This is a genomic window from Citrobacter sp. Igbk 17 (assembly GCF_028069775.1).
GTDB lineage: Bacteria > Pseudomonadota > Gammaproteobacteria > Enterobacterales > Enterobacteriaceae > Citrobacter.
The window spans coordinates 1-17,484 of the sequence record NZ_JANEWI010000057.1 but is presented as its reverse complement, the minus strand read 5'-3'; the positions used below and the strand labels follow the sequence as shown (position 1 = coordinate 17,484).

Annotated in this window: 18 protein-coding genes; 9 read left to right on the top strand and 9 right to left on the bottom strand. The window is 52.2% G+C overall.

The annotated features are described in order from the left end of the window. Positions 1–143: 143 nt before the first annotated feature. From NNO08_RS22105 to NNO08_RS22090, 4 genes are all read right to left on the bottom strand, one after another. On the bottom strand, positions 144–1,208 hold the full coding sequence (locus NNO08_RS22105) for a DUF2955 domain-containing protein (RefSeq protein ID WP_271457546.1): 1,065 nt from the start codon (positions 1,206–1,208) through the stop codon (positions 144–146). Next, positions 1,198–2,265 (bottom strand): HlyD family secretion protein, encoded by a 1,068-nt coding sequence (locus NNO08_RS22100; protein ID WP_271457545.1) that lies wholly within the window; start codon positions 2,263–2,265, stop codon positions 1,198–1,200. Before NNO08_RS22100 ends, NNO08_RS22105 begins: the two co-directional genes overlap by 11 nt. Before the next feature lie 6 nt (positions 2,266–2,271). Continuing rightward, a complete protein-coding gene (locus NNO08_RS22095; protein ID WP_271457544.1) occupies positions 2,272–2,736 on the bottom strand; it encodes a MarR family winged helix-turn-helix transcriptional regulator in 465 nt (154 codons plus the stop codon). A 149-nt stretch (positions 2,737–2,885) separates the two neighbouring features. Continuing rightward, positions 2,886–3,050: a DUF1127 domain-containing protein gene (locus NNO08_RS22090; RefSeq protein WP_267448186.1), complete on the bottom strand. Its 165-nt coding sequence runs from the start codon at positions 3,048–3,050 to the stop codon at positions 2,886–2,888. A gap of 177 nt (positions 3,051–3,227) precedes the next feature. Here NNO08_RS22090 and NNO08_RS22085 point away from each other — a divergent pair, with 177 nt between their 5' ends. Beyond that, positions 3,228–4,640: an aminotransferase-like domain-containing protein gene (locus NNO08_RS22085; RefSeq protein WP_271442249.1), complete on the top strand. Its 1,413-nt coding sequence runs from the start codon at positions 3,228–3,230 to the stop codon at positions 4,638–4,640. 14 nt (positions 4,641–4,654) lie between these two features. On the opposite strand, the gene NNO08_RS22080 is transcribed toward NNO08_RS22085, so the two are convergent. Continuing rightward, on the bottom strand, positions 4,655–5,605 hold the full coding sequence (locus tag NNO08_RS22080; protein WP_271457543.1) for an Rpn family recombination-promoting nuclease/putative transposase: 951 nt from the start codon (positions 5,603–5,605) through the stop codon (positions 4,655–4,657). A 499-nt stretch (positions 5,606–6,104) separates the two neighbouring features. Here NNO08_RS22080 and mdtM point away from each other — a divergent pair, with 499 nt between their 5' ends. After that, entirely contained in the window at positions 6,105–7,346 is a 1,242-nt protein-coding gene (gene mdtM, locus NNO08_RS22075) for a multidrug efflux MFS transporter MdtM (RefSeq protein WP_271442251.1), read from the top strand. Between the two features lie 89 nt (positions 7,347–7,435). Here mdtM and metC read toward each other — a convergent pair whose 3' ends face one another. Together metC and NNO08_RS22065 are read right to left on the bottom strand one after the other, a co-directional pair. Continuing rightward, on the bottom strand, positions 7,436–8,626 hold the full coding sequence (gene metC / locus NNO08_RS22070; protein WP_271449410.1) for a cystathionine beta-lyase: 1,191 nt from the start codon (positions 8,624–8,626) through the stop codon (positions 7,436–7,438). Between the two features lie 31 nt (positions 8,627–8,657). Then, positions 8,658–9,890, bottom strand: a complete 1,233-nt coding sequence (locus NNO08_RS22065) for a dicarboxylate/amino acid:cation symporter (protein ID WP_271442253.1) — start codon at positions 9,888–9,890, stop codon at positions 8,658–8,660. 219 nt (positions 9,891–10,109) lie between these two features. On the opposite strand from NNO08_RS22065, the gene NNO08_RS22060 reads away from it, so the two are divergent. From NNO08_RS22060 to NNO08_RS22030, 7 genes are all read left to right on the top strand, one after another. Continuing rightward, a complete protein-coding gene (locus NNO08_RS22060) occupies positions 10,110–11,036 on the top strand; it encodes a LysR family transcriptional regulator (RefSeq protein ID WP_271457542.1) in 927 nt (308 codons plus the stop codon). 74 nt (positions 11,037–11,110) lie between these two features. Continuing rightward, positions 11,111–12,391, top strand: coding sequence for a DUF445 domain-containing protein (locus NNO08_RS22055; protein ID WP_271457541.1), 1,281 nt, complete (start codon positions 11,111–11,113; stop codon positions 12,389–12,391). Between the two features lie 13 nt (positions 12,392–12,404). Further along, complete coding sequence (locus NNO08_RS22050) at positions 12,405–12,869, top strand: GNAT family N-acetyltransferase (protein ID WP_271457540.1); 465 nt, start codon at positions 12,405–12,407, stop codon at positions 12,867–12,869. Positions 12,870–12,964: 95 nt separating this feature from the next. Continuing rightward, a complete protein-coding gene (locus NNO08_RS22045; protein WP_271457539.1) occupies positions 12,965–14,116 on the top strand; it encodes a double-cubane-cluster-containing anaerobic reductase in 1,152 nt (383 codons plus the stop codon). A 9-nt stretch (positions 14,117–14,125) separates the two neighbouring features. After that, positions 14,126–14,893 (top strand): putative 2-hydroxyacyl-CoA dehydratase activator YjiL, encoded by a 768-nt coding sequence (gene yjiL / locus NNO08_RS22040; RefSeq protein ID WP_271457538.1) that lies wholly within the window; start codon positions 14,126–14,128, stop codon positions 14,891–14,893. Continuing rightward, the gene (locus NNO08_RS22035) at positions 14,890–15,141 is read left to right on the top strand and encodes a DUF3343 domain-containing protein (RefSeq protein WP_271457537.1); all 252 of its coding nucleotides are present in this window, start codon (positions 14,890–14,892) and stop codon (positions 15,139–15,141) included. Before yjiL ends, NNO08_RS22035 begins: the two co-directional genes overlap by 4 nt. Before the next feature lie 234 nt (positions 15,142–15,375). Next, a complete protein-coding gene (locus tag NNO08_RS22030) occupies positions 15,376–15,822 on the top strand; it encodes a hypothetical protein (protein ID WP_271457536.1) in 447 nt (148 codons plus the stop codon). A 62-nt stretch (positions 15,823–15,884) separates the two neighbouring features. On the opposite strand, the gene NNO08_RS22025 is transcribed toward NNO08_RS22030, so the two are convergent. Together NNO08_RS22025 and NNO08_RS22020 are read right to left on the bottom strand one after the other, a co-directional pair. Next, entirely contained in the window at positions 15,885–16,892 is a 1,008-nt protein-coding gene (locus NNO08_RS22025) for a porin (protein ID WP_271457535.1), read from the bottom strand. Positions 16,893–17,084: 192 nt separating this feature from the next. Beyond that, entirely contained in the window at positions 17,085–17,294 is a 210-nt protein-coding gene (locus tag NNO08_RS22020; RefSeq protein ID WP_137345740.1) for a hypothetical protein, read from the bottom strand. Between the last annotated feature and the right edge of the window lie 190 nt (positions 17,295–17,484).

The window sequence follows — 17,484 nt, the reverse complement described above, 5'->3', positions numbered from 1 at the left end:
ACAAAAAAGTATATACAATTATCTTACGATTATACCTCGGTTGTTGGAAATAGCTTCACAATTTGCGTATTCGAGAGAAAGGGAAATTGACACGAAGAGTAGGCCGGATAAGGCGCAGCCGCCATCCGGCACTAACTCCCCACTCACTCGGTAATCACAAACCGCGTCGCGGCAAAGCAGTTGAGCACCCGATGCACCAGAAACACCATGGTGAGCGTTGCCACCAGCGCGACGGTGACGGAGGTGATGCGGTACAAATCGCTGAATACCAGGTCCTGATCCGGGTGCAGGTTCTGGCCAAACATAATGCCGATGGTGGTGATACTGGCAAAACCCACGCCCGCGCCAACTTTTTCCATCACGTGCAGGCGGGCGCTAAACGCCAGCCCGAGGCCAATCAGCGGCATCATCAGCAGCATATGGTTACTGAAATCATAGATAAGCAGCTGCACCAGCAGAATATACAGGCAGGCCAGCACCACGCCGACCACGCGCCAAATCGAGCTAATCACCGCGCCTCGATAGTGCATCGGGAACAGGATCAAAATCCCCGCCATCAGCGCCGACAGCGAATCACTCAAATCACAGATCTGGAAGACCACAAAAATCATCGTCGCCACCGTGCCGGAAAGCAGCGACTCATGGCGCACCCGGGCGGCATCTTTCTCAATGCGCGGCGGCGGCTGGCGCGGCTCCACGTCCGGGATCAGATAATGCAGCAGCGCGCTCAGCGCCACCGCCATGACGCAGGCTTCCATATTGGAGAACATCAGCGTATGCCAGTTGGTGGTGGGATAGCTCATAAAGTTGAGCATCGTGCTCTGGCACACCACCCCCATCGAGCCGAGCAGAAACAGCGGCCCTTTGCTCATAAAACGAAAACGCATCACATACAGGCCAAACACCACCAGCGTTATGATCAGCGGCCACTGCGACAGATAACCGACGATTAGCACCATTTCAACGCAGTTCACCGCCGCGCTGAACACAAACTGTTTTGCCACATGGCGGTTGAATACTGGCACCAGCGACAGCAGCATCAGTGGGTAAACCACAAAAAATACGCCGTACTGCACGTTGTAGAAGGTCGAAATACTTAGCGCGATTGTCCCGGCGACGGAAATACGCAGGGTCTGGCGAAAATCATTGGCGGTGTAGACAATGTTCCCGTGCGGGGTAAAAACATGGGCCAGGGTGTTAATAGACATAGTGCAGCCAGCTAACGAGATGGATCTGCGCCCCGGCGAAGGTGCGTGCGAACATTCCTTCGCTGTTATACAGCTGTACCGTGGCGCGTGCCCCGGTCGGTAGCGGCGTGTCGAGCGGTTCGTTCAGCGCCACATGAATGCGCATACGCTGGGCATCGCGCACCCAGCGGGTTGACTGTTCCGGTTGCGACAGCTGGCCGTTAACCTGCTCCTGACCCGCCAGAACACCGGCATCACTACTGGTAACGCGGGCAGAGAAGACCTTGCCCGGCATGGCATCGAACACCACGGCGGCATTGGTATTTACCCGAGTGTGGCGCAGGCTTTTCTCGCGAAAGTCAGCCACAATATCCGTCTGGTGGCTGACCAGCGCCAGCAGCGGCGTAGCTGCAGTGGCATACAGTCCGGGGTTGAGCTGGAGGTTGCTCACCGTGCCATCGGTTTCTGCATGCACCTTCGTCCAGCCGAGATTCAGCTGCGCCTCGTCCAGCGCATTGCGATATTTTTGCAGCGTGACATTGCGGCCATCATCGCGCTCGCCGCGCTGGATCAGCAGGTTCTGAATACTGGCACTCAGCGCGGCGACCGACTGTTCACTGGTCTGCCAGGTGGTACGCACCTTATCGAGATCGGACTGCGAGACGTTCTGCATCGTACTCAGCCGCTGGTAGCGGTCGAAGGTGGTCTTATCGTTGCGGGCAGTGAATTGTGCGGTACGCAGATTGGCGCGGGCAGAGGCAATCTGCGCGTCCAGTTGCTGATTGCTCAGCTTCGCCTGCTCAAGGGCGATTTGCGCGGCTTCGACCTTATTGATAAACGGTGTCGGATCCAGCTCGTACAGCAAGTCACCCTTCTTCACCTGGCTATTGTTGTGCACATAAACCTGCGAGACGTAGCCGGAAACACGCGAGGAAACAGGCGTTACCACGCGCATCACCGTGGAGTCCGGCGTCAGCGGGATCCAGATATCGGCAACGATAAACCAGGCGAATATTACCAGGAAAGCGGCAATACTCACCCTTACCCAACGGGCAAATTTTTGTTCTGGGGTCATCATAGTTTTTTAGATCTTGTTATCTTCTTCGCGGATTGTCCGCAAATTGCAGGCGATTTGATTGAGCGTAGCGCTGAAGGAAGCGAGTTCCGCTTCAGGAATGGTGCAGGTGACGCGATGTTGGTATGTCTCAATCACCCGGTTAAGTTCTTCAAGCCTTAAGCGGCCTTGCGCGGTCAGCGTTAGCAGGCGGATGCGTTTGTCATAAGGCGATGTGGAACGCAGCAGATAGCCCTGCTTTTCCAACTGCGAGAGGGTACGCATTAGCGGCGGCAGTTCAATGCCCTGCATTTGTGCCAGTTCACTGACCGAGACGTTGTCTCCCAGTTGATACAGTTGCATCAGTACCGTCCAGCTGGACTGCGTCAGGCCAGTATCGGTGATGGCAGCATCAATAATGGCCCGCCACTGGCGTACCACCATTGCCATGCGCATCCCCATTGGGCGGCGGGCAAACAGTTCATCTTCAGTCATGTTTCTTTCCCCTCATCGCGGAGAAGAAAATAATACTTATCAGGGTAAGTATCAAGAAACATACTAACCAGAAGCATGAATTGATAAATGTGGTGAATATAAAAGTAGCCGGGCTACGGTAGCCCCGGCCTTTGTTGGTGGAAGAAAAATCACTCCACCTGATCGCGTCGCAGCCCGACGTCCCGCAGCCGTTCATCGCTCATATGATGCAATACACGTCGCGTTTGCGCCCGTAGTCGCCACCGTTTTATTGCCTGCCAGATCTGCACCAATCCAATAAACGGCTGCTTTGCTTTATTCTCGTGAAATTCCATACCTTACCTCCCCGTCTTGCCAGAGGCTTTATCTTCCCGGATTTGGCCAAGGACAATACAGACTCACAAAGTACTTTTCTTTAACATACAGATTGGTTAAAAAGGATTCTGCATCGCATTAATTACGCCAATCTGTACTGGTTTTTTAATCTGTATGGTACCCATGAAGGATACAGCATGACCCGTTACCAACATCTGGCCAACCTGCTGGCCGAACGTATTGAGCAAGGGCTGTACCGTCATGGCGAAAAGCTGCCCTCGGTGCGCAGTCTGAGTCAGGAGCATGGTGTCAGCATCAGCACTGTACAGCAGGCTTATCAGACGTTGGAACAGCGCCAGTTGATCACCCCGCAGCCGCGCTCTGGCTACTTTGTCGCCCCACAAAAAGCACAGCCCCCCGTACCGCCAATGTCACGGCCGGTGCAGCGTCCGGTCGAAATAACCCAGTGGGATCAGGTGCTGGATATGCTGAAAGGCAACGCGGACAAATCCATCACGCCTTTTAGCAGTGGCGTGCCCGATATTAATCAACCCAGCCTGAAACCACTGTGGCGCGAGCTAAGCCGCGTGGCGCAGCACAATCTGAAAGCGATTTTGGGCTACGATGAAATCTCCGGCTGTCGTGAACTGCGCAGTCAGATTGCGCGCCTGATGCTGGACAGCGGTTCAGTCGTCAATGCGGATGATATTGTCATCACCAGCGGCAGCCAGAGCGGCCTGTCGCTGGCGCTGCTGACGGTCTGCCAGCCTGGAGACATTGTTGCCGTTGAATCTCCGGCCTATTACGGCACAATGCAGCTGCTGCGCGGTTTGGGGATCAAAGTCATTGAGATCCCGACCGATCCAGATACCGGGATCAGCATTGAAGCGCTGGAACTGGCGCTGGATCAGTGGCCAATCAAAGGAGTGCTGCTGGTTCCCAACTGCAATAACCCGCTCGGATTTATTATGCCGGATGCGCGTAAGCGAGCGGTGCTCGCCCTCGCCCAACGCCACGATATTGTGATTTTTGAAGATGATGTGTATGGCGAGCTGGCAACGGAGTACCCGCGCCCACGCACCATTCACTCCTGGGACAGCGACGGTCGGGTTCTGTTGTGCAGTTCGTTTACCAAATCCGTAGCACCAGGTCTGCGCGTCGGTTGGGTCATCCCCGGTCGCTATTACGACAAGCTGCTGCACATGAAATACGCCGTCATTGGCACCAACGTTCCTGCCACGCAACTGGCGGCAGCCACCTTTGTGCGCGAAGGTCATTACCATCGTCATATCCGACGCATGCGCCAGATTTATCAGCGCAATATGGAGATCTACACCTGCTGGGTGCGGGAGTACTTCCCCTGCGGCATCTGCGTCACCCGACCAAAAGGCGGCTTTATGCTGTGGGTGGAATTGCCACAGCAGGTCGATATGGTCTGTGTTGCCAAACAGCTGTGTCGCCTGAAAATCCAGGTCGCACCGGGTTCGCTGTTCTCCGCATCCGGAAAGTATCGCAACTGCGTGCGTATCAACTGTGCGTTACCGCCAAACGAGAAGCATCAGGAAGTGATGCAAAAGCTCGGCGAGGCCGTAAAGGTGGCGATAGAGTAAATCAGTACACCCGGCTACGCTTTTATCCAGTGGCTTAACCCCTGGATATCTTCAGCGGAAAGCCGGGTAATTTTTTGTACCGTGCTGATATCGATGCCATCTGCCAGCATGGTGCGGGCAATACGCAACGCCTCATCACGTCGCCCCTCGATAAGTCCTTCTTGTCGTCCTTCCTGTAACCCTTCCAGCCTGCCTTTTTGTAGCCCTGCCTCATGCAATCTGTCCGCGATCGTCATCAAATGCTCCTTATGCTGCGGTGAACGTTCGGCAATTGCACTGATAAACGTATTGAAGCGAGGTGCATCGCCGGTTCGCAAAATATAATTAAACAGCGTCTTTAGCTGACTGTCATTAGTCGAGCCGTTAACTAACAGGGAAACAAGTTGCTCGACCAGCCCCATAAGATCGCGCTGACGGATATGTTTTTGGATCAACTCCAGCAGCGCCATGCGTCGATGCTGCACAATTTCGTCATCTGGAATAACGGTAATATCCACCAGCGGAAACGCCGCAGCATACAGCTGACGAGCCAGCTTCGGGTTGGCAAACTCGTCCAGCCAGCATAGAGAATAAGGGTACGGGCTTTTAGCGCCGTGATAAAACAGCATCGGCACCACCAGCGGCAGTTGCTGATGTCCGGCATCTAAATGTTTCTGCATGGCCGCTACCGCATAGCGCATCAGTCTGAATGCCATATGCGCATCCGGGGTGCTTTGGTGTTCAATTACCACATAAATATATCCATCCCCTTCCGTCGTTTTCACTGACCACAGCACATCGGAGTAATACGCACGTAAATCCTCTTCAATAAAACTATCTGACTCGAGTTTCAGCGTCTGAAAATCGCAAAGTTCGCGCAGCGAAGCGGGAAGATGTATTTGTAGAAAATCCCGAGCTGTCTCTGGGTGACGCAAAAACGTTTTAAAAACCGCATCATGCGGTGTGGAAGTCGGTGCTGTATTCATGGCGGTCCGTCACCTGGAAATAAGATGCCATGACTTTAGCGTCAGAAAACTGCTCCCTCACCTGCGACTTTCTCTCTTTGCGAGACGTTATCAGAGATAAAAACGTCCCTTTGTAACGTCTGCATTTGTCTGGAACACGTCACGCAGAATCGCTATCTCAATGCACATTCCCGCGTTAAACCCCTTTAATTCCTACGCATTAGCCCGATAAACTCGTTTAATTATCATCCAATCCGCATTACACTGCGGGAGGTTATTTTCCGTTCAACGTTCTCTTCCCGAGGTGTAATGTGCTGATTGTCACTTGTAATCGTTACGTTTTCTGACCTGAGTCAGAGAGGCGTATTTCCTGTTTGCGTTTCACGCAGGCAGCGTTTTTGATTACATGAAATTCAGTACATCTGCAGTCTGTTTTTTCTGTCACCAGCCAGGCGTCTCTAAGACGGTATTGAATTTCGCTATTCCCGTTGAGGGTTTTCTCCCGACAAGGAGTTGTTTTATGCAACGGATTCTCGCGTTTTTCGCTCAACGCGCCACAACGCTATTTTTCCCTATCGCGCTGATTTTGTATGACTTCGCGGCCTATCTGTCGACGGACCTGATCCAGCCCGGCATCATCAATGTAGTGCGAGATTTCAACGCCGATGTCAGCCTGGCTCCTGCTGCAGTCAGTCTGTATCTGGCGGGTGGGATGGCGCTGCAGTGGCTGTTGGGGCCGCTTTCCGACAGGATTGGCCGCCGACCGGTACTGATTGCCGGGGCGTTAATCTTTACGCTGGCCTGCACGGCGACACTCTTCACTACCTCGATGACACAATTTCTGATCGCGCGTTTCGTGCAGGGCACCAGCATCTGCTTTATCGCCACAGTCGGTTATGTCACGGTACAAGAGGCATTTGGGCAAACAAAGGCCATTAAGCTGATGGCCGTTATCACTTCCATTGTACTGGTGGCACCGGTTATCGGCCCGCTCTCCGGGGCGGCGCTGATGCACTTTGTCCACTGGAAGATCCTGTTTGCCATTATCGCCGTCATGGGGCTTATCGCCCTGGTTGGGTTAGCCCTGGCGATGCCGGAGACCGTCCAGCGCGGTGCTGTGCCGTTCAGCGCGTGCAGCGTACTGCGTGATTTCCGCGACGTTTTCCGCAACCGGGTGTTCCTGTTTGGCGCAGCCACGCTGTCGTTAAGCTATATCCCGATGATGAGCTGGGTGGCGGTCTCGCCGGTGATCCTGATTGACGCGGGCGGTATGACCACATCGCAGTTTGCCTGGGCACAGGCTCCGGTATTTGGCGCGGTGATCGTCGCCAATATGGTGGTTGTTCGTTTTGTGAAAGATCCGACCCGACCGCGCTTTATCTGGCGGGCGGCACCTGTTCAACTGAGCGGGTTGGCGGTGCTGATTGTCGGTAACTTACTGTGGCCGCACGTCTGGCTGTGGTCGGTGCTGGGAACCAGCCTGTATGCGTTTGGTATTGGGATGATCTTCCCAACGCTGTTTCGTTTTACGCTGTTTTCCAACAACTTGCCGAAAGGTACGGTCTCCGCATCACTGAACATGGTGATCCTGACGGTGATGGCCGTTTCTGTCGAAGTCGGGCGCTGGCTGTGGTTTAACGGCGGCAGACTGTCGTTTCATCTGTTGGCGGTGGCCGCCGGGATCATTGTGGTATTTACGCTGGCGGGTTTATTAAAACGGGTACGCCAGCATGAAGCAGCTACGTTAGCCACTGAAAACTAGCCTGTCAGATGCTTATCCGGCCTGTCACAATGACATAGTAGTAGGCCGGATAAGGCGCTTGCGCCGCATCCGGCTAAGATCACATCACCTTACGCAATGCGGGCAAATCCTGCGTCCAGATCGGCAATCAGGTCATCAACATCTTCCAGGCCAATATGTACCCTGACCAGCGTGCCGCTGAAATCCACATCCCCGGCCGGGCGGATGCTGTTCAGTTCTTCCGGCTGGTTAGCCAGAATGAGTGACTCAAATCCGCCCCACGAATAGGCCATATGGAACAGCGAAAAGTTATCGAGGAAGTTCGCCATCTGCTCGTCGGTCAGCCTCTTTTTCAGCACAAATGAGAACAGTCCCGAGCTTCCCGCAAAATCGCGCTGGAAATACTCATGCCCCGGACATTCCGGTAATGCCGGATGATTCACCCGCGCCACCTCCGGTCTTGCCGACAGCCAGCGAGCAATATGGATGCTGCTCTCCTGATGCTGCTTAAGACGTACCGCCAGGGTACGCAGTCCGCGGCTACCGTTGTAGGCCGTATCGGCATCCAGCGTTTGCCCCATCAGGTAAGAATTTTCACGCAGACGATCCCAACAGCGGGCGTTCGACACCGCCGTGCCCAGCATGCCGTCCGAGTGACCGATGGTGTACTTCGTCCCTGCCTGAATGGAAATATCCACGCCATAATCCAGCGCTTTGAACAGCACGCCCGCCGCCCAGGTGTTGTCGATCATAATGACAATCTCCGGATTCACTGCGCGGATCGCCTTCACCATTCCCGGCACGTCCTGAACTTCCATCGTGATTGAACTCGGGGACTCGAGGAACACCACCTTTGTTTCCGGACGCAGAAGATCGACAATACCCGCGCCAATCAGCGGATCGTAATACGTGGTTTCCACGTTGAATTTACTCAGGATCTTATTGCAGAAATCCTGGGTTGGCTCGTAGGCAGCACCTGTCATCAGAATATGATCGCCACTTTGGACAAACGCCAGAATCGCATTGGTGACCGCCGCAGCGCCGCACGGGTACAGCGCGCAGCCTACGCCGCCTTCCAGCTCACTCATTGCTTTCTGGAAAGCAAAGTGGGTGTAGGTTCCGCGACGACCGTAAAACAGTTCGCCGTTTGCACGGTTCGCAGTGGCAAATTTTTTGTCCTTCACGGTATCAAACACCAGCGAAGAGGCACGTTGGATCACCGGATTCACCGCGCCCTGGGTGTAGCGTTTATCGCGTCCAGCCACGACCAGATGTGTTTCAAGCTTCATTGCGTCTTTCATAACTTCTCCTGTTCTTAATCCGTGTGAAAACCTATACCACCGCAGCAGTAGAGTTGATTTCAGTATTGGTCTGCTTTTTTCCAGCGAACCGTTCAACAATCTGCGCCGCATTCAAATCATGGATAACGTTAATCAATGTGGCCGGCGCATCGGTAATGGTGCCCAGTACCACCAACATCGGGATCGCTTCCATTGGCAGCCCCAGCGTGGTGACGATAAAAATTTCACCGAGGAATGCCCCGCCCGGCACACCGCCGACGATAATGGCGGAGAGCACCGCAATCAGCATGGTCAGGAAGAAGGTCTCAGTAGTGAACTCCATGCCCAGCACGGAATAGATAAAGACAATTTTCAGTGCGGCAATCATCGCTACGCCGCCTTTATTCAGGTTAACCAGCAGCGGAATAGAGACATCAACGATTTCCGGGTTGATCCCCATCGCCTTACCGGCACGCAGCGTCACCGGCAGCGTTCCCAGCGAAGAACAGGTCCCCAGCGCGGTAGCCGAGGGTTCAATCGCATTGCGCCAGAAGGCTTTAACCGCCGGGATGCCCCCCCCTATATATGAATAGAGAATAGAGCCAAAAACGAAGTAGACCAGCGTGGCGACCATAAACAGGCCAATGGCGCGGGCAAAGGTTAACAGCAGCGCAGAGTCCTGGCTGGCCATGGTGGCAGCGAAATAGCAGCCCAGACCCACCGGTGCGACCTTCATAATGATCGAGACGATCTTCATGATCACGGTATTGGCATCTTCCAGCAGCGACGCAATACGTTTACCCGCCTGATCCGATTGACCAATCGCCACACCGGCAATGATCGCCATTACGATCAGCGCCAGAATATTGGACTTAGAAAACAGCCCGATAAAGTCACTGGTGGTAATCATGCTGACAAAATCCATCTTGCCGCTACCCGCCTGCACGGACTGCGAGAGATCGATAGTGACGCCCTGCGCCGGGTTATACCATAGCGCCAGCGCCACGATCCCGGCCGCCGGAATAAAGGCCATGGCGATCGAAACAATAAAGATAATTGCCATAATGCGCCCCAGCCTTTTCAGGTCGGTCATACTGGCGATAGACGACATGACGCTGATCCCCACCAGCGGCACAATAATCATAAATAACAGGTTCAGGAATATCTGACCTATCGGCTGGAGTTTGCTGGCAAACGTCGGGGCATAAATACCTAATAAGCCGCCAATCACCAGAGCAACTAATAAAATAATCGACGATCTGTAGGGTTCGAGTCGTGACCACATAATCGGTACCTTTAGAATAATAATTAATGAGATTAAATTCACAATGTGATGAGTTTCCGTTTCGCCTCCTTTTATTTTGTGACGTAACTCACCTAAGTTGTTATTTTTTCATTTTGCCAGCAAGATGTTTCCTGTGATTCAATAGTTGCATGTTTAAAAGGCGAATGTAACGGCCTATTCGTACCGTTTTTGCACATCACTTGTGAATTTAAGGAAACTATGAGTACGCCGATTTCACTCAAGCATCTGGAGTTTTTCGTCAAAATCGTCGACTGTGGAGGTTTATCGGAAGCCGCCGCTCAGCTTAATGTGTCGCCGTCGGCGGTCAGCAAAAGCCTGACGGCGATGGAAGATACATTGGGGACAACATTAATTAAGCGCACCACCCGCAGTATTACCTTAACCGATGCCGGGCAATATTTATTTAACCGCGCCAATAAGTTACTGACAGAATTTGATGAAACGCTGAATACCACCTCTGGTTATTATCACAGCCCGCAGGGGGAATTACGCATAACCTGTTCCATTGCTTTTGGTTATTCGCGATTGGTAAATCTGGTGGATAAATACCGCTCACAGTTCCCCGATGTGAACCTGTATATCGATCTCAACGATAACTTCGTTAATCTGAATGAAACAGATTTCGACATCGCCCTGCGCATCTCCACCGCACCACCGCAGAACTATGCCATGCGCAAGCTGGTGCCTATCCGCTGGGCGTACTGCGCGTCGCCCGGATACCTTGCCAAAAAAGGCATGCCCCAGCGCCGAAGCGATCTGGTGGATCATGACTGCCTGGTTTACCCCGGTCTCACACCGGTGCTGAAGGTGGCCGATGAACAGGATCGTCTGCATCAGTTAAAACTGCATATGCCTATCCAGGCTAACAGCAGTCTGGTATTGCTGAAGTCAGTGCTGGAAGATCAGGGCGTGGCGTATTTGCCCACCTATCTGATTGGCGATCATATTCAAAAAGAGGAGATAACGCCGCTGATGCTCGACGGCACCATCACCTGTGAAACCCACGCCCTGTATGCGCTCTATTTTCCCAGCAAGTACAGCAATCCGAAGGTGCGCTCGTTTATCGATTTTCTGGTCGCAGAACTTGGTCCGCTACCGGCGTGGGATAACTGGATCCCTGGATAAGCGCTTCCCCTCTAAAATGGGAGGCACACCACAAATTTTGCGCGATCCCGCCGTCTGGCTCTATCCTTAAGCCTATGAATAAAATTGCTGAACTCAAACGCGCCAAACGACTGGCGCTCTCTCTGCTGCTGGCCGCCGCCGCCACTTTCGTCATTACGCTATTTCTGCCACCTAACTTCTGGGTGCTCGGAGTCAAGGCGATTGCCGAAGCGGCGATGGTCGGCGCACTGGCGGACTGGTTTGCCGTGGTGGCGCTTTTTCGCCGGGTGCCGATCCCATTTATCGCGCAACATACGGCGATTATTCCGCGCAATAAAGACCGAATCGGCGAAAACCTTGGGCAGTTTGTGCAGGAAAAATTTCTCGACACCCAGTCGCTGGTCGCGTTGATCCGCCGCCATGAACCGGCGTTGTTGATCGGCAACTGGTTCAGCCAGCCGGAAAACGCCCAGCGTATTGGCCAGCATTTGCTGCAAATCATGAGCGGATTTCTCGAACTCACCGATGACTCGCGTATTCAGCGGCTCATTAAACGGGCGGTGCATAAGGCGATCGACAAGGTTGATCTTTCTGGCACCAGTGCGCTGATGCTGGAAAGCATGACCAAAAACAATCGCCATCAGGCGTTGCTCGACACGTTGATCGCTCAACTGATCGCCCTGCTTCAGCGCGACAGTTCGCGGGCGTTCATCGCCCAGCAGATCGTACGCTGGCTGGAGACCGAACACCCGCTCAAGGCGAAGATCCTGCCGACCGAATGGTTAGGTGAACACAGCGCCGAGCTGGTCACTGATGCCGTCAACTCTCTGCTGGATGATATCAGCCACGATCGGGCACATCAGATCCGCCACGCCTTCGATCGCGCCACATTAAGGCTTATCGAGAAGCTCAAACACGATCCGGAAATGGCCGTGCGGGCAGAGAGCCTCAAAAGCTATCTGAAAGAAGACGAAGCCTTTAACCGCTATCTCGGCGAACTGTGGTCGGATCTACGCCAGTGGGTGAAAACCGACATTAACGCCGATGATTCCCGCGTGAAGCAGCGCATCGCCAGCGCCGGACAGTGGTTTGGCGAAACGCTGGTTGCCGACGGCGCCCTGCGCACGTCACTGAATGAACATCTGGAGCAAGCCGCACGCAAGGTCGCACCAGAGTTCGCCAGCTTCCTGACGCGCCATATTAGCGACACGGTGAAAAGCTGGGATGCCCACGATATGTCACAGCAAATTGAGCTGAACATTGGCAAAGATTTGCAGTTCATTCGCGTCAACGGCACGCTGGTTGGCGGCTCTATCGGACTGGTGTTATACCTGTTGTCACAAATTCCTTCCCTGCTAACGGTGGCGAACTTTTAAGGAATAAAATTCAATGACGATAAACATCCGCATTTTTTCCCTGCGCGAGACGCCGGAAAAGCGGCACGAGGTCACCGCTTACTTTCAACAACAATGGGCCTCAGAAGACTCAATGAAGGTTTACGAGGATGCGCTGCATCGTTGCATTGGCGCAAAGAACCCACTACCGCAGTGGTATTGGTTGCAGGATGGCGACAGCATTGTTGGCTGCGCCGGATTGATCACCAATGATTTTATCAGTCGCGGCGAACTGTGGCCGTGGCTATGTGCGCTCTATATCGATCCTCGCTTTCGTGGTCACGGTCTGGCATTTCGCCTGATTGAACATATTGCGCAGCAGGCCAGACAGCTGGGGTTTATGCAGCTCCATTTGTGTACCGACCTGGAAGGTTTATACGAGAAAGCAGGATTTTACTTTGACGGACCGGGCTATCATCCGTGGGGGGAAGTCTCACGGGTCTACAGTCGTAATCTGTAAACGCGCAATTGTTGCACATCAATAAAACCTGACATATTACAGGGTTATAATGCGGCGTCTTTTTACTGTCTCCCGTGTTACGGGGAAGGAAAATCATGTCGCTCATCACCGATTTACCCGCCATTTTCACTCAATTCTCCGACGCCCGTCAGAAAGGTTTTCTCACCGTAATGGATCTTAAAGAGCAAGGTATTCCGCTCGTTGGGACCTATTGCACTTTTATGCCGCAGGAGATTGCGATGGCGGCGGGCGCGGTCGTCGTTTCCCTATGCTCGACCTCTGATGAAACCATTGAAGAGGCCGAAAAAGATCTGCCGCGGAACCTGTGTCCGCTAATTAAAAGCAGCTACGGGTTTGGCAAAACCGACAAATGCCCCTACTTCTATTTCTCTGACCTGGTGGTGGGCGAAACCACCTGCGATGGTAAAAAGAAAATGTACGAGTACATGGCTGAATTTAAAGCGGTACATGTAATGCAACTGCCCAACAGCGCCAGCGATGCGGCGTCCCGTGCACTCTGGAAAGCCGAGATCCTGCGTCTGCAACAGGCCGTCGAAGCCCGTTTTGGCACAGCCATTACCGAAGACGCGCTGCGTGAAGCCGTTATTCTCAAAAACCAGGAACGTCGGGCGCTGGCGAATTTCTACCGCGTTGGTCAACTTAACCCACCCGCACTTAGCGGCAGTGACATTCTGAAAGTCGTCTACGGCGCCACTTTCCGTTTTGATAAAGACGCGTTGATCGACGAGCTCAATAGCATGGCCGAGCGCGTACGTCTGGAATGGCAGGCCGGAAAACGTCTGGCGTCACGTCCGCGCATCCTGATAACCGGCTGCCCCATTGGCGGCGCAGCAGAGAAAGTCGTTCGTGCCATTGAAGAAAACGGCGGTTGGGTCGTGGGTTATGAAAACTGCACCGGCGCAAAGGCCACCGAACAATGCGTGGCGGAAACCGGCGATGTCTACGACGCGCTGACTGATAAATACCTCGCCATCGGCTGCTCCTGTATTTCTCCAAACGATCAACGTCTGAAGATGCTCAGTCAAATGGTTGACGAGTACCAGGCTGACGGCGTCGTCGATGTCATTTTGCAGGCTTGCCACACCTACGCCGTTGAATCGCTCGCGATTAAGCGTCACGTACGCCAACAGCACAACATTCCCTATATCGCGATTGAAACCGACTACTCCAGCGCAGATATCGGCCAGCTCAGTACCCGCGTCGCCGCATTCATTGAAATGTTGTGAGGAAGGCGGATGACATACTCAATAGGGATTGATTCCGGTTCCACGGCAACGAAAGGCATTTTGCTGGAAGGTAACGTCATCAGGCGTCGCTTCCTTTGCACAACGCCTTTTCGCCCCGCAGACGCGATCGCGCAGGCATGGGAAACGTTGCAGGCTGGGCTGGAGAACAGGCCATTTTTGACCCTCACCGGGTACGGACGGCAACTCGTCGATTATGCCGACAAACAGGTCACTGAAATTTCCTGCCACGGACTGGGGGCGCGATTGCTGGCTCCCGGCACCCGCACAGTCATTGATATCGGTGGTCAGGACAGTAAAGTTATCCAGTTGGATGACGATGGTAATCTCAGCGATTTCTTGATGAATGACAAGTGCGCTGCCGGAACCGGGCGATTTCTGGACGTCATCTCACGCACCCTCGGCGCCAGCGTAGAGCAGTTGGATACGATTACCGCTGGCGTCGAACCGCATGCTATTACCAGCATGTGTACAGTATTTGCCGAGTCAGAAGTCATTAGCCTGCGCTCTGCGGGCATCGCGCCGGAGGCGATTCTGGCTGGCGTGATCAACGCGATGGCCAGACGCAGCGCAAACTTCATCGGGCGGCTTTCAGCCCAGGCACCGCTGCTATTTACCGGCGGAGTCAGCCACTGTCACGCCTTTGCCCGTATGCTCGAAGGTCATGTCGGCATTCCCGTACACACCCATCCCGACGCACAGTTTGCCGGTGCCATCGGGGCTGCGTTGATAGGCCAGCGTCAGGGGAAACGTCAATGAAGGAAACGCTGTTCTTGTTTCATTCCACCGTTGGTGTCATCAAAATGCGCAAGACGCTACAGGCCGCAGGGGTCCGCTTTCGGGTGGCGGATATTCCCCGCGAGCTACGCGGTGGCTGCGGACTCTGTATCTACATCGACTGTGTTGCTGGCAGGGAGGAAGAATGGGTGATCCCAGGGCATACCGAATCTATCTACCGTCAGGAAAACGGAGACTGGTGCTGTATAGCCGCGTTTCCCGCCTCCTGATCACGCCTGATTAGCACGAAACGCTGATATATACTCGAATTATCCAGGGTATAAACAACAGCTTATAGTCTGTAAAGAGCATCACTCGGCTAACGCCATAAATATATCCTCATCAGATTACTCTGCAATTAAATGTCAGCATTTAATAACCTGCAAATAACAGTCAAACACCTCTCTAAAAACTTTATAATTCACTTTTACGTATATACCTTTGCTGATAGCACATGCGTAAAAATGGACATATTAATTAAATTGCAACAACACTTCTGGGAAGAGTACATGTCGAGGTTGAAAAAACTCATACTTGGGTTGATTATTCTGGCTGGTTTAATTAGCACGGTAGGCGATTATAAAAACTTTGGTCTATTTGGTGCGACAGGATTGTTTATTATCTTTCTGCTAACAACCGTTTTCTTGTGGCAGTGGGCTTCCGGAAAGTTTCCGGCGGTAGCCAAAATACAGGCCATTATTATTTTACTGGTCAGTGCTATTGCGTCTATTTTTGTTATCAACATGGCAATAGCCGGAAACTTGCATGTAGACCTGATGGAAGTCATGCGTATCTCCATTACGCATAATCCTCTTTTTTACCTCATTCTCTGTGCCGTTGCATGGGCAAAAGTGGATATCTGGAAATGGCTATTTAGCGATCTGCAGTCGGAGCAAAACCAACCGCTGTGAGCCTCAAATGCATGTAAAAAAGGCGTCTTACTAAAGACGCCTTTTGCAATCATCACAAAAACTTAGAACTGGTAAGTCAGGCCAGCAACAACCTGGTTATCGTCGTTTTTGCCATCAAGCAGGTTAATTTTATAACCTACATCGGCCACCATGTTTTTGTTGAAGTAGTAATCAGTACCCAGCGCAACGTATTCGGTCAGGTCAGTGTTGTTATTGTCACGCGCATGAACGTATGCCACGTTCGGACGCAGGCCAAAATCAAACACATAGGCAGCCATCGCTTCAAAATGTTGTGCTTTATCAACAGCCTGAATCAGGTTGTGGGACTCGCCGTACATAGTTGCAACGTAGATGGCATTCGCGTCATATTTCAGGCCAGCGCCCCAGAACTCAGCGTTGTCACCTTCCCAGCCGCTACGTTTCTGCTCAGCAGTCACGGAGTTAGTGGTATAGGTCGCAATGGCAGAAACGCCGGAATCCGCAATATTGTCATAACCCAGCGAGAAGCCGTAGCCATTACCGTGCTGTTTTGCCGGGTTAGCGTTAGAGTCATCCTGGCCCTGATACTGCGCGCCAACGTTCAGACCATCAACGGCACCAAACAGATTTTTGGTGCGGAGTGTTGCAACGCCAGAAGTGCGTGTAGTAAGGAAACGGTCAGTATCCTCAAAGGAGTCGCCACCGAACTCTGAAAGAGTGTCAGTGTAAGCTCCCACATCGTAAGCGATACCGTAGTTACGACCGTAGTCAAAGCTAACGTCATGGCCGTAATCCAGACCAGCAAACGCCAGACGTGTATTAACGCCATTCTGTGACCCTTCTGCCTTAGAAGCATCAAACTGACTTTCAAACTGGCCGTAACCGGTCAGTTGATCGTTAATTTGAGTCTCACCGCGAAAACCCAGACGCGCGTAAGTACCATCAGCATCTTTACCGTCAGTCCAGGAATGTACCGCTTTTACTTTGCCGTACAGATCCAATTTGTTGCCATCTTTATTATAAATTTCCGCTGCATGAACGGAGGTTACCCCTAATGCCATTACAGCTAATGCCACTACTGACTTTTTCATGTTGTTACTCACTTTTAATTGTGAATTTTGCTATCAACTTTGTTATGAAGACAAAATGCCTGCATAAAAAAGTCCCCTATGGATTAAGGGGAAACACCAATAACACACCAAAAAACATACCGATAAAGGCAATAATGAAGTGGCAAGACATATTTCATTTTGGGTTTTAAATAAAACCCGAACAGAGAGATACTACTTTGAACTTTCGCTTTCGCTCTCATTAATAGAGCGATGTAACATTAACGCTTCCGCAATAATGTCTTGTTTACTTTTACGCGTTTCAAATGCCAGTGTTCGAACATATTCCCAAAGAGAAGTATCAACACGGGCACTTAAAAGGACCATATCTTTAGATCGGGTCCCTCTGGCTTTTCGGATATCGGGATAATCTCGAGAAGGCATTTTTAACTCCTGAACGCAATAACACGCTTATGGCGATGAAATATGCAGTCAGTGTAAAAACATGTCAACGGCAAAAAAAAATCACAATAGTAATGAAACTGTTAATAAACCCAAAAAAAGTGGAACGATATTTCAAATGAAAGATAACTTGATTGTAGAATAATGTGTAATTTTTACTTTACGAATATTT

Excerpts from the sequence above, each read along its gene's own strand:
- NNO08_RS22105 (WP_271457546.1), bottom strand. The coding sequence starts at position 1,208 with ATGTCTATTAACACCCTGGCCCATGTTTTTACCCCGCACGGGAACATT.
- NNO08_RS22100 (WP_271457545.1), bottom strand. The coding sequence starts at position 2,265 with ATGATGACCCCAGAACAAAAATTTGCCCGTTGGGTAAGGGTGAGTATT.
- NNO08_RS22095 (WP_271457544.1), bottom strand. The coding sequence starts at position 2,736 with ATGACTGAAGATGAACTGTTTGCCCGCCGCCCAATGGGGATGCGCATG.
- NNO08_RS22090 (WP_267448186.1), bottom strand. The coding sequence starts at position 3,050 with ATGGAATTTCACGAGAATAAAGCAAAGCAGCCGTTTATTGGATTGGTG.
- NNO08_RS22085 (WP_271442249.1), top strand. The coding sequence starts at position 3,228 with ATGACCCGTTACCAACATCTGGCCAACCTGCTGGCCGAACGTATTGAG.
- NNO08_RS22080 (WP_271457543.1), bottom strand. The coding sequence starts at position 5,605 with ATGAATACAGCACCGACTTCCACACCGCATGATGCGGTTTTTAAAACG.
- mdtM (WP_271442251.1), top strand. The coding sequence starts at position 6,105 with ATGCAACGGATTCTCGCGTTTTTCGCTCAACGCGCCACAACGCTATTT.
- metC (WP_271449410.1), bottom strand. The coding sequence starts at position 8,626 with ATGAAAGACGCAATGAAGCTTGAAACACATCTGGTCGTGGCTGGACGC.
- NNO08_RS22065 (WP_271442253.1), bottom strand. The coding sequence starts at position 9,890 with ATGTGGTCACGACTCGAACCCTACAGATCGTCGATTATTTTATTAGTT.
- NNO08_RS22060 (WP_271457542.1), top strand. The coding sequence starts at position 10,110 with ATGAGTACGCCGATTTCACTCAAGCATCTGGAGTTTTTCGTCAAAATC.
- NNO08_RS22055 (WP_271457541.1), top strand. The coding sequence starts at position 11,111 with ATGAATAAAATTGCTGAACTCAAACGCGCCAAACGACTGGCGCTCTCT.
- NNO08_RS22050 (WP_271457540.1), top strand. The coding sequence starts at position 12,405 with ATGACGATAAACATCCGCATTTTTTCCCTGCGCGAGACGCCGGAAAAG.
- NNO08_RS22045 (WP_271457539.1), top strand. The coding sequence starts at position 12,965 with ATGTCGCTCATCACCGATTTACCCGCCATTTTCACTCAATTCTCCGAC.
- yjiL (WP_271457538.1), top strand. The coding sequence starts at position 14,126 with ATGACATACTCAATAGGGATTGATTCCGGTTCCACGGCAACGAAAGGC.
- NNO08_RS22035 (WP_271457537.1), top strand. The coding sequence starts at position 14,890 with ATGAAGGAAACGCTGTTCTTGTTTCATTCCACCGTTGGTGTCATCAAA.
- NNO08_RS22030 (WP_271457536.1), top strand. The coding sequence starts at position 15,376 with ATGGACATATTAATTAAATTGCAACAACACTTCTGGGAAGAGTACATG.
- NNO08_RS22025 (WP_271457535.1), bottom strand. The coding sequence starts at position 16,892 with ATGAAAAAGTCAGTAGTGGCATTAGCTGTAATGGCATTAGGGGTAACC.
- NNO08_RS22020 (WP_137345740.1), bottom strand. The coding sequence starts at position 17,294 with ATGCCTTCTCGAGATTATCCCGATATCCGAAAAGCCAGAGGGACCCGA.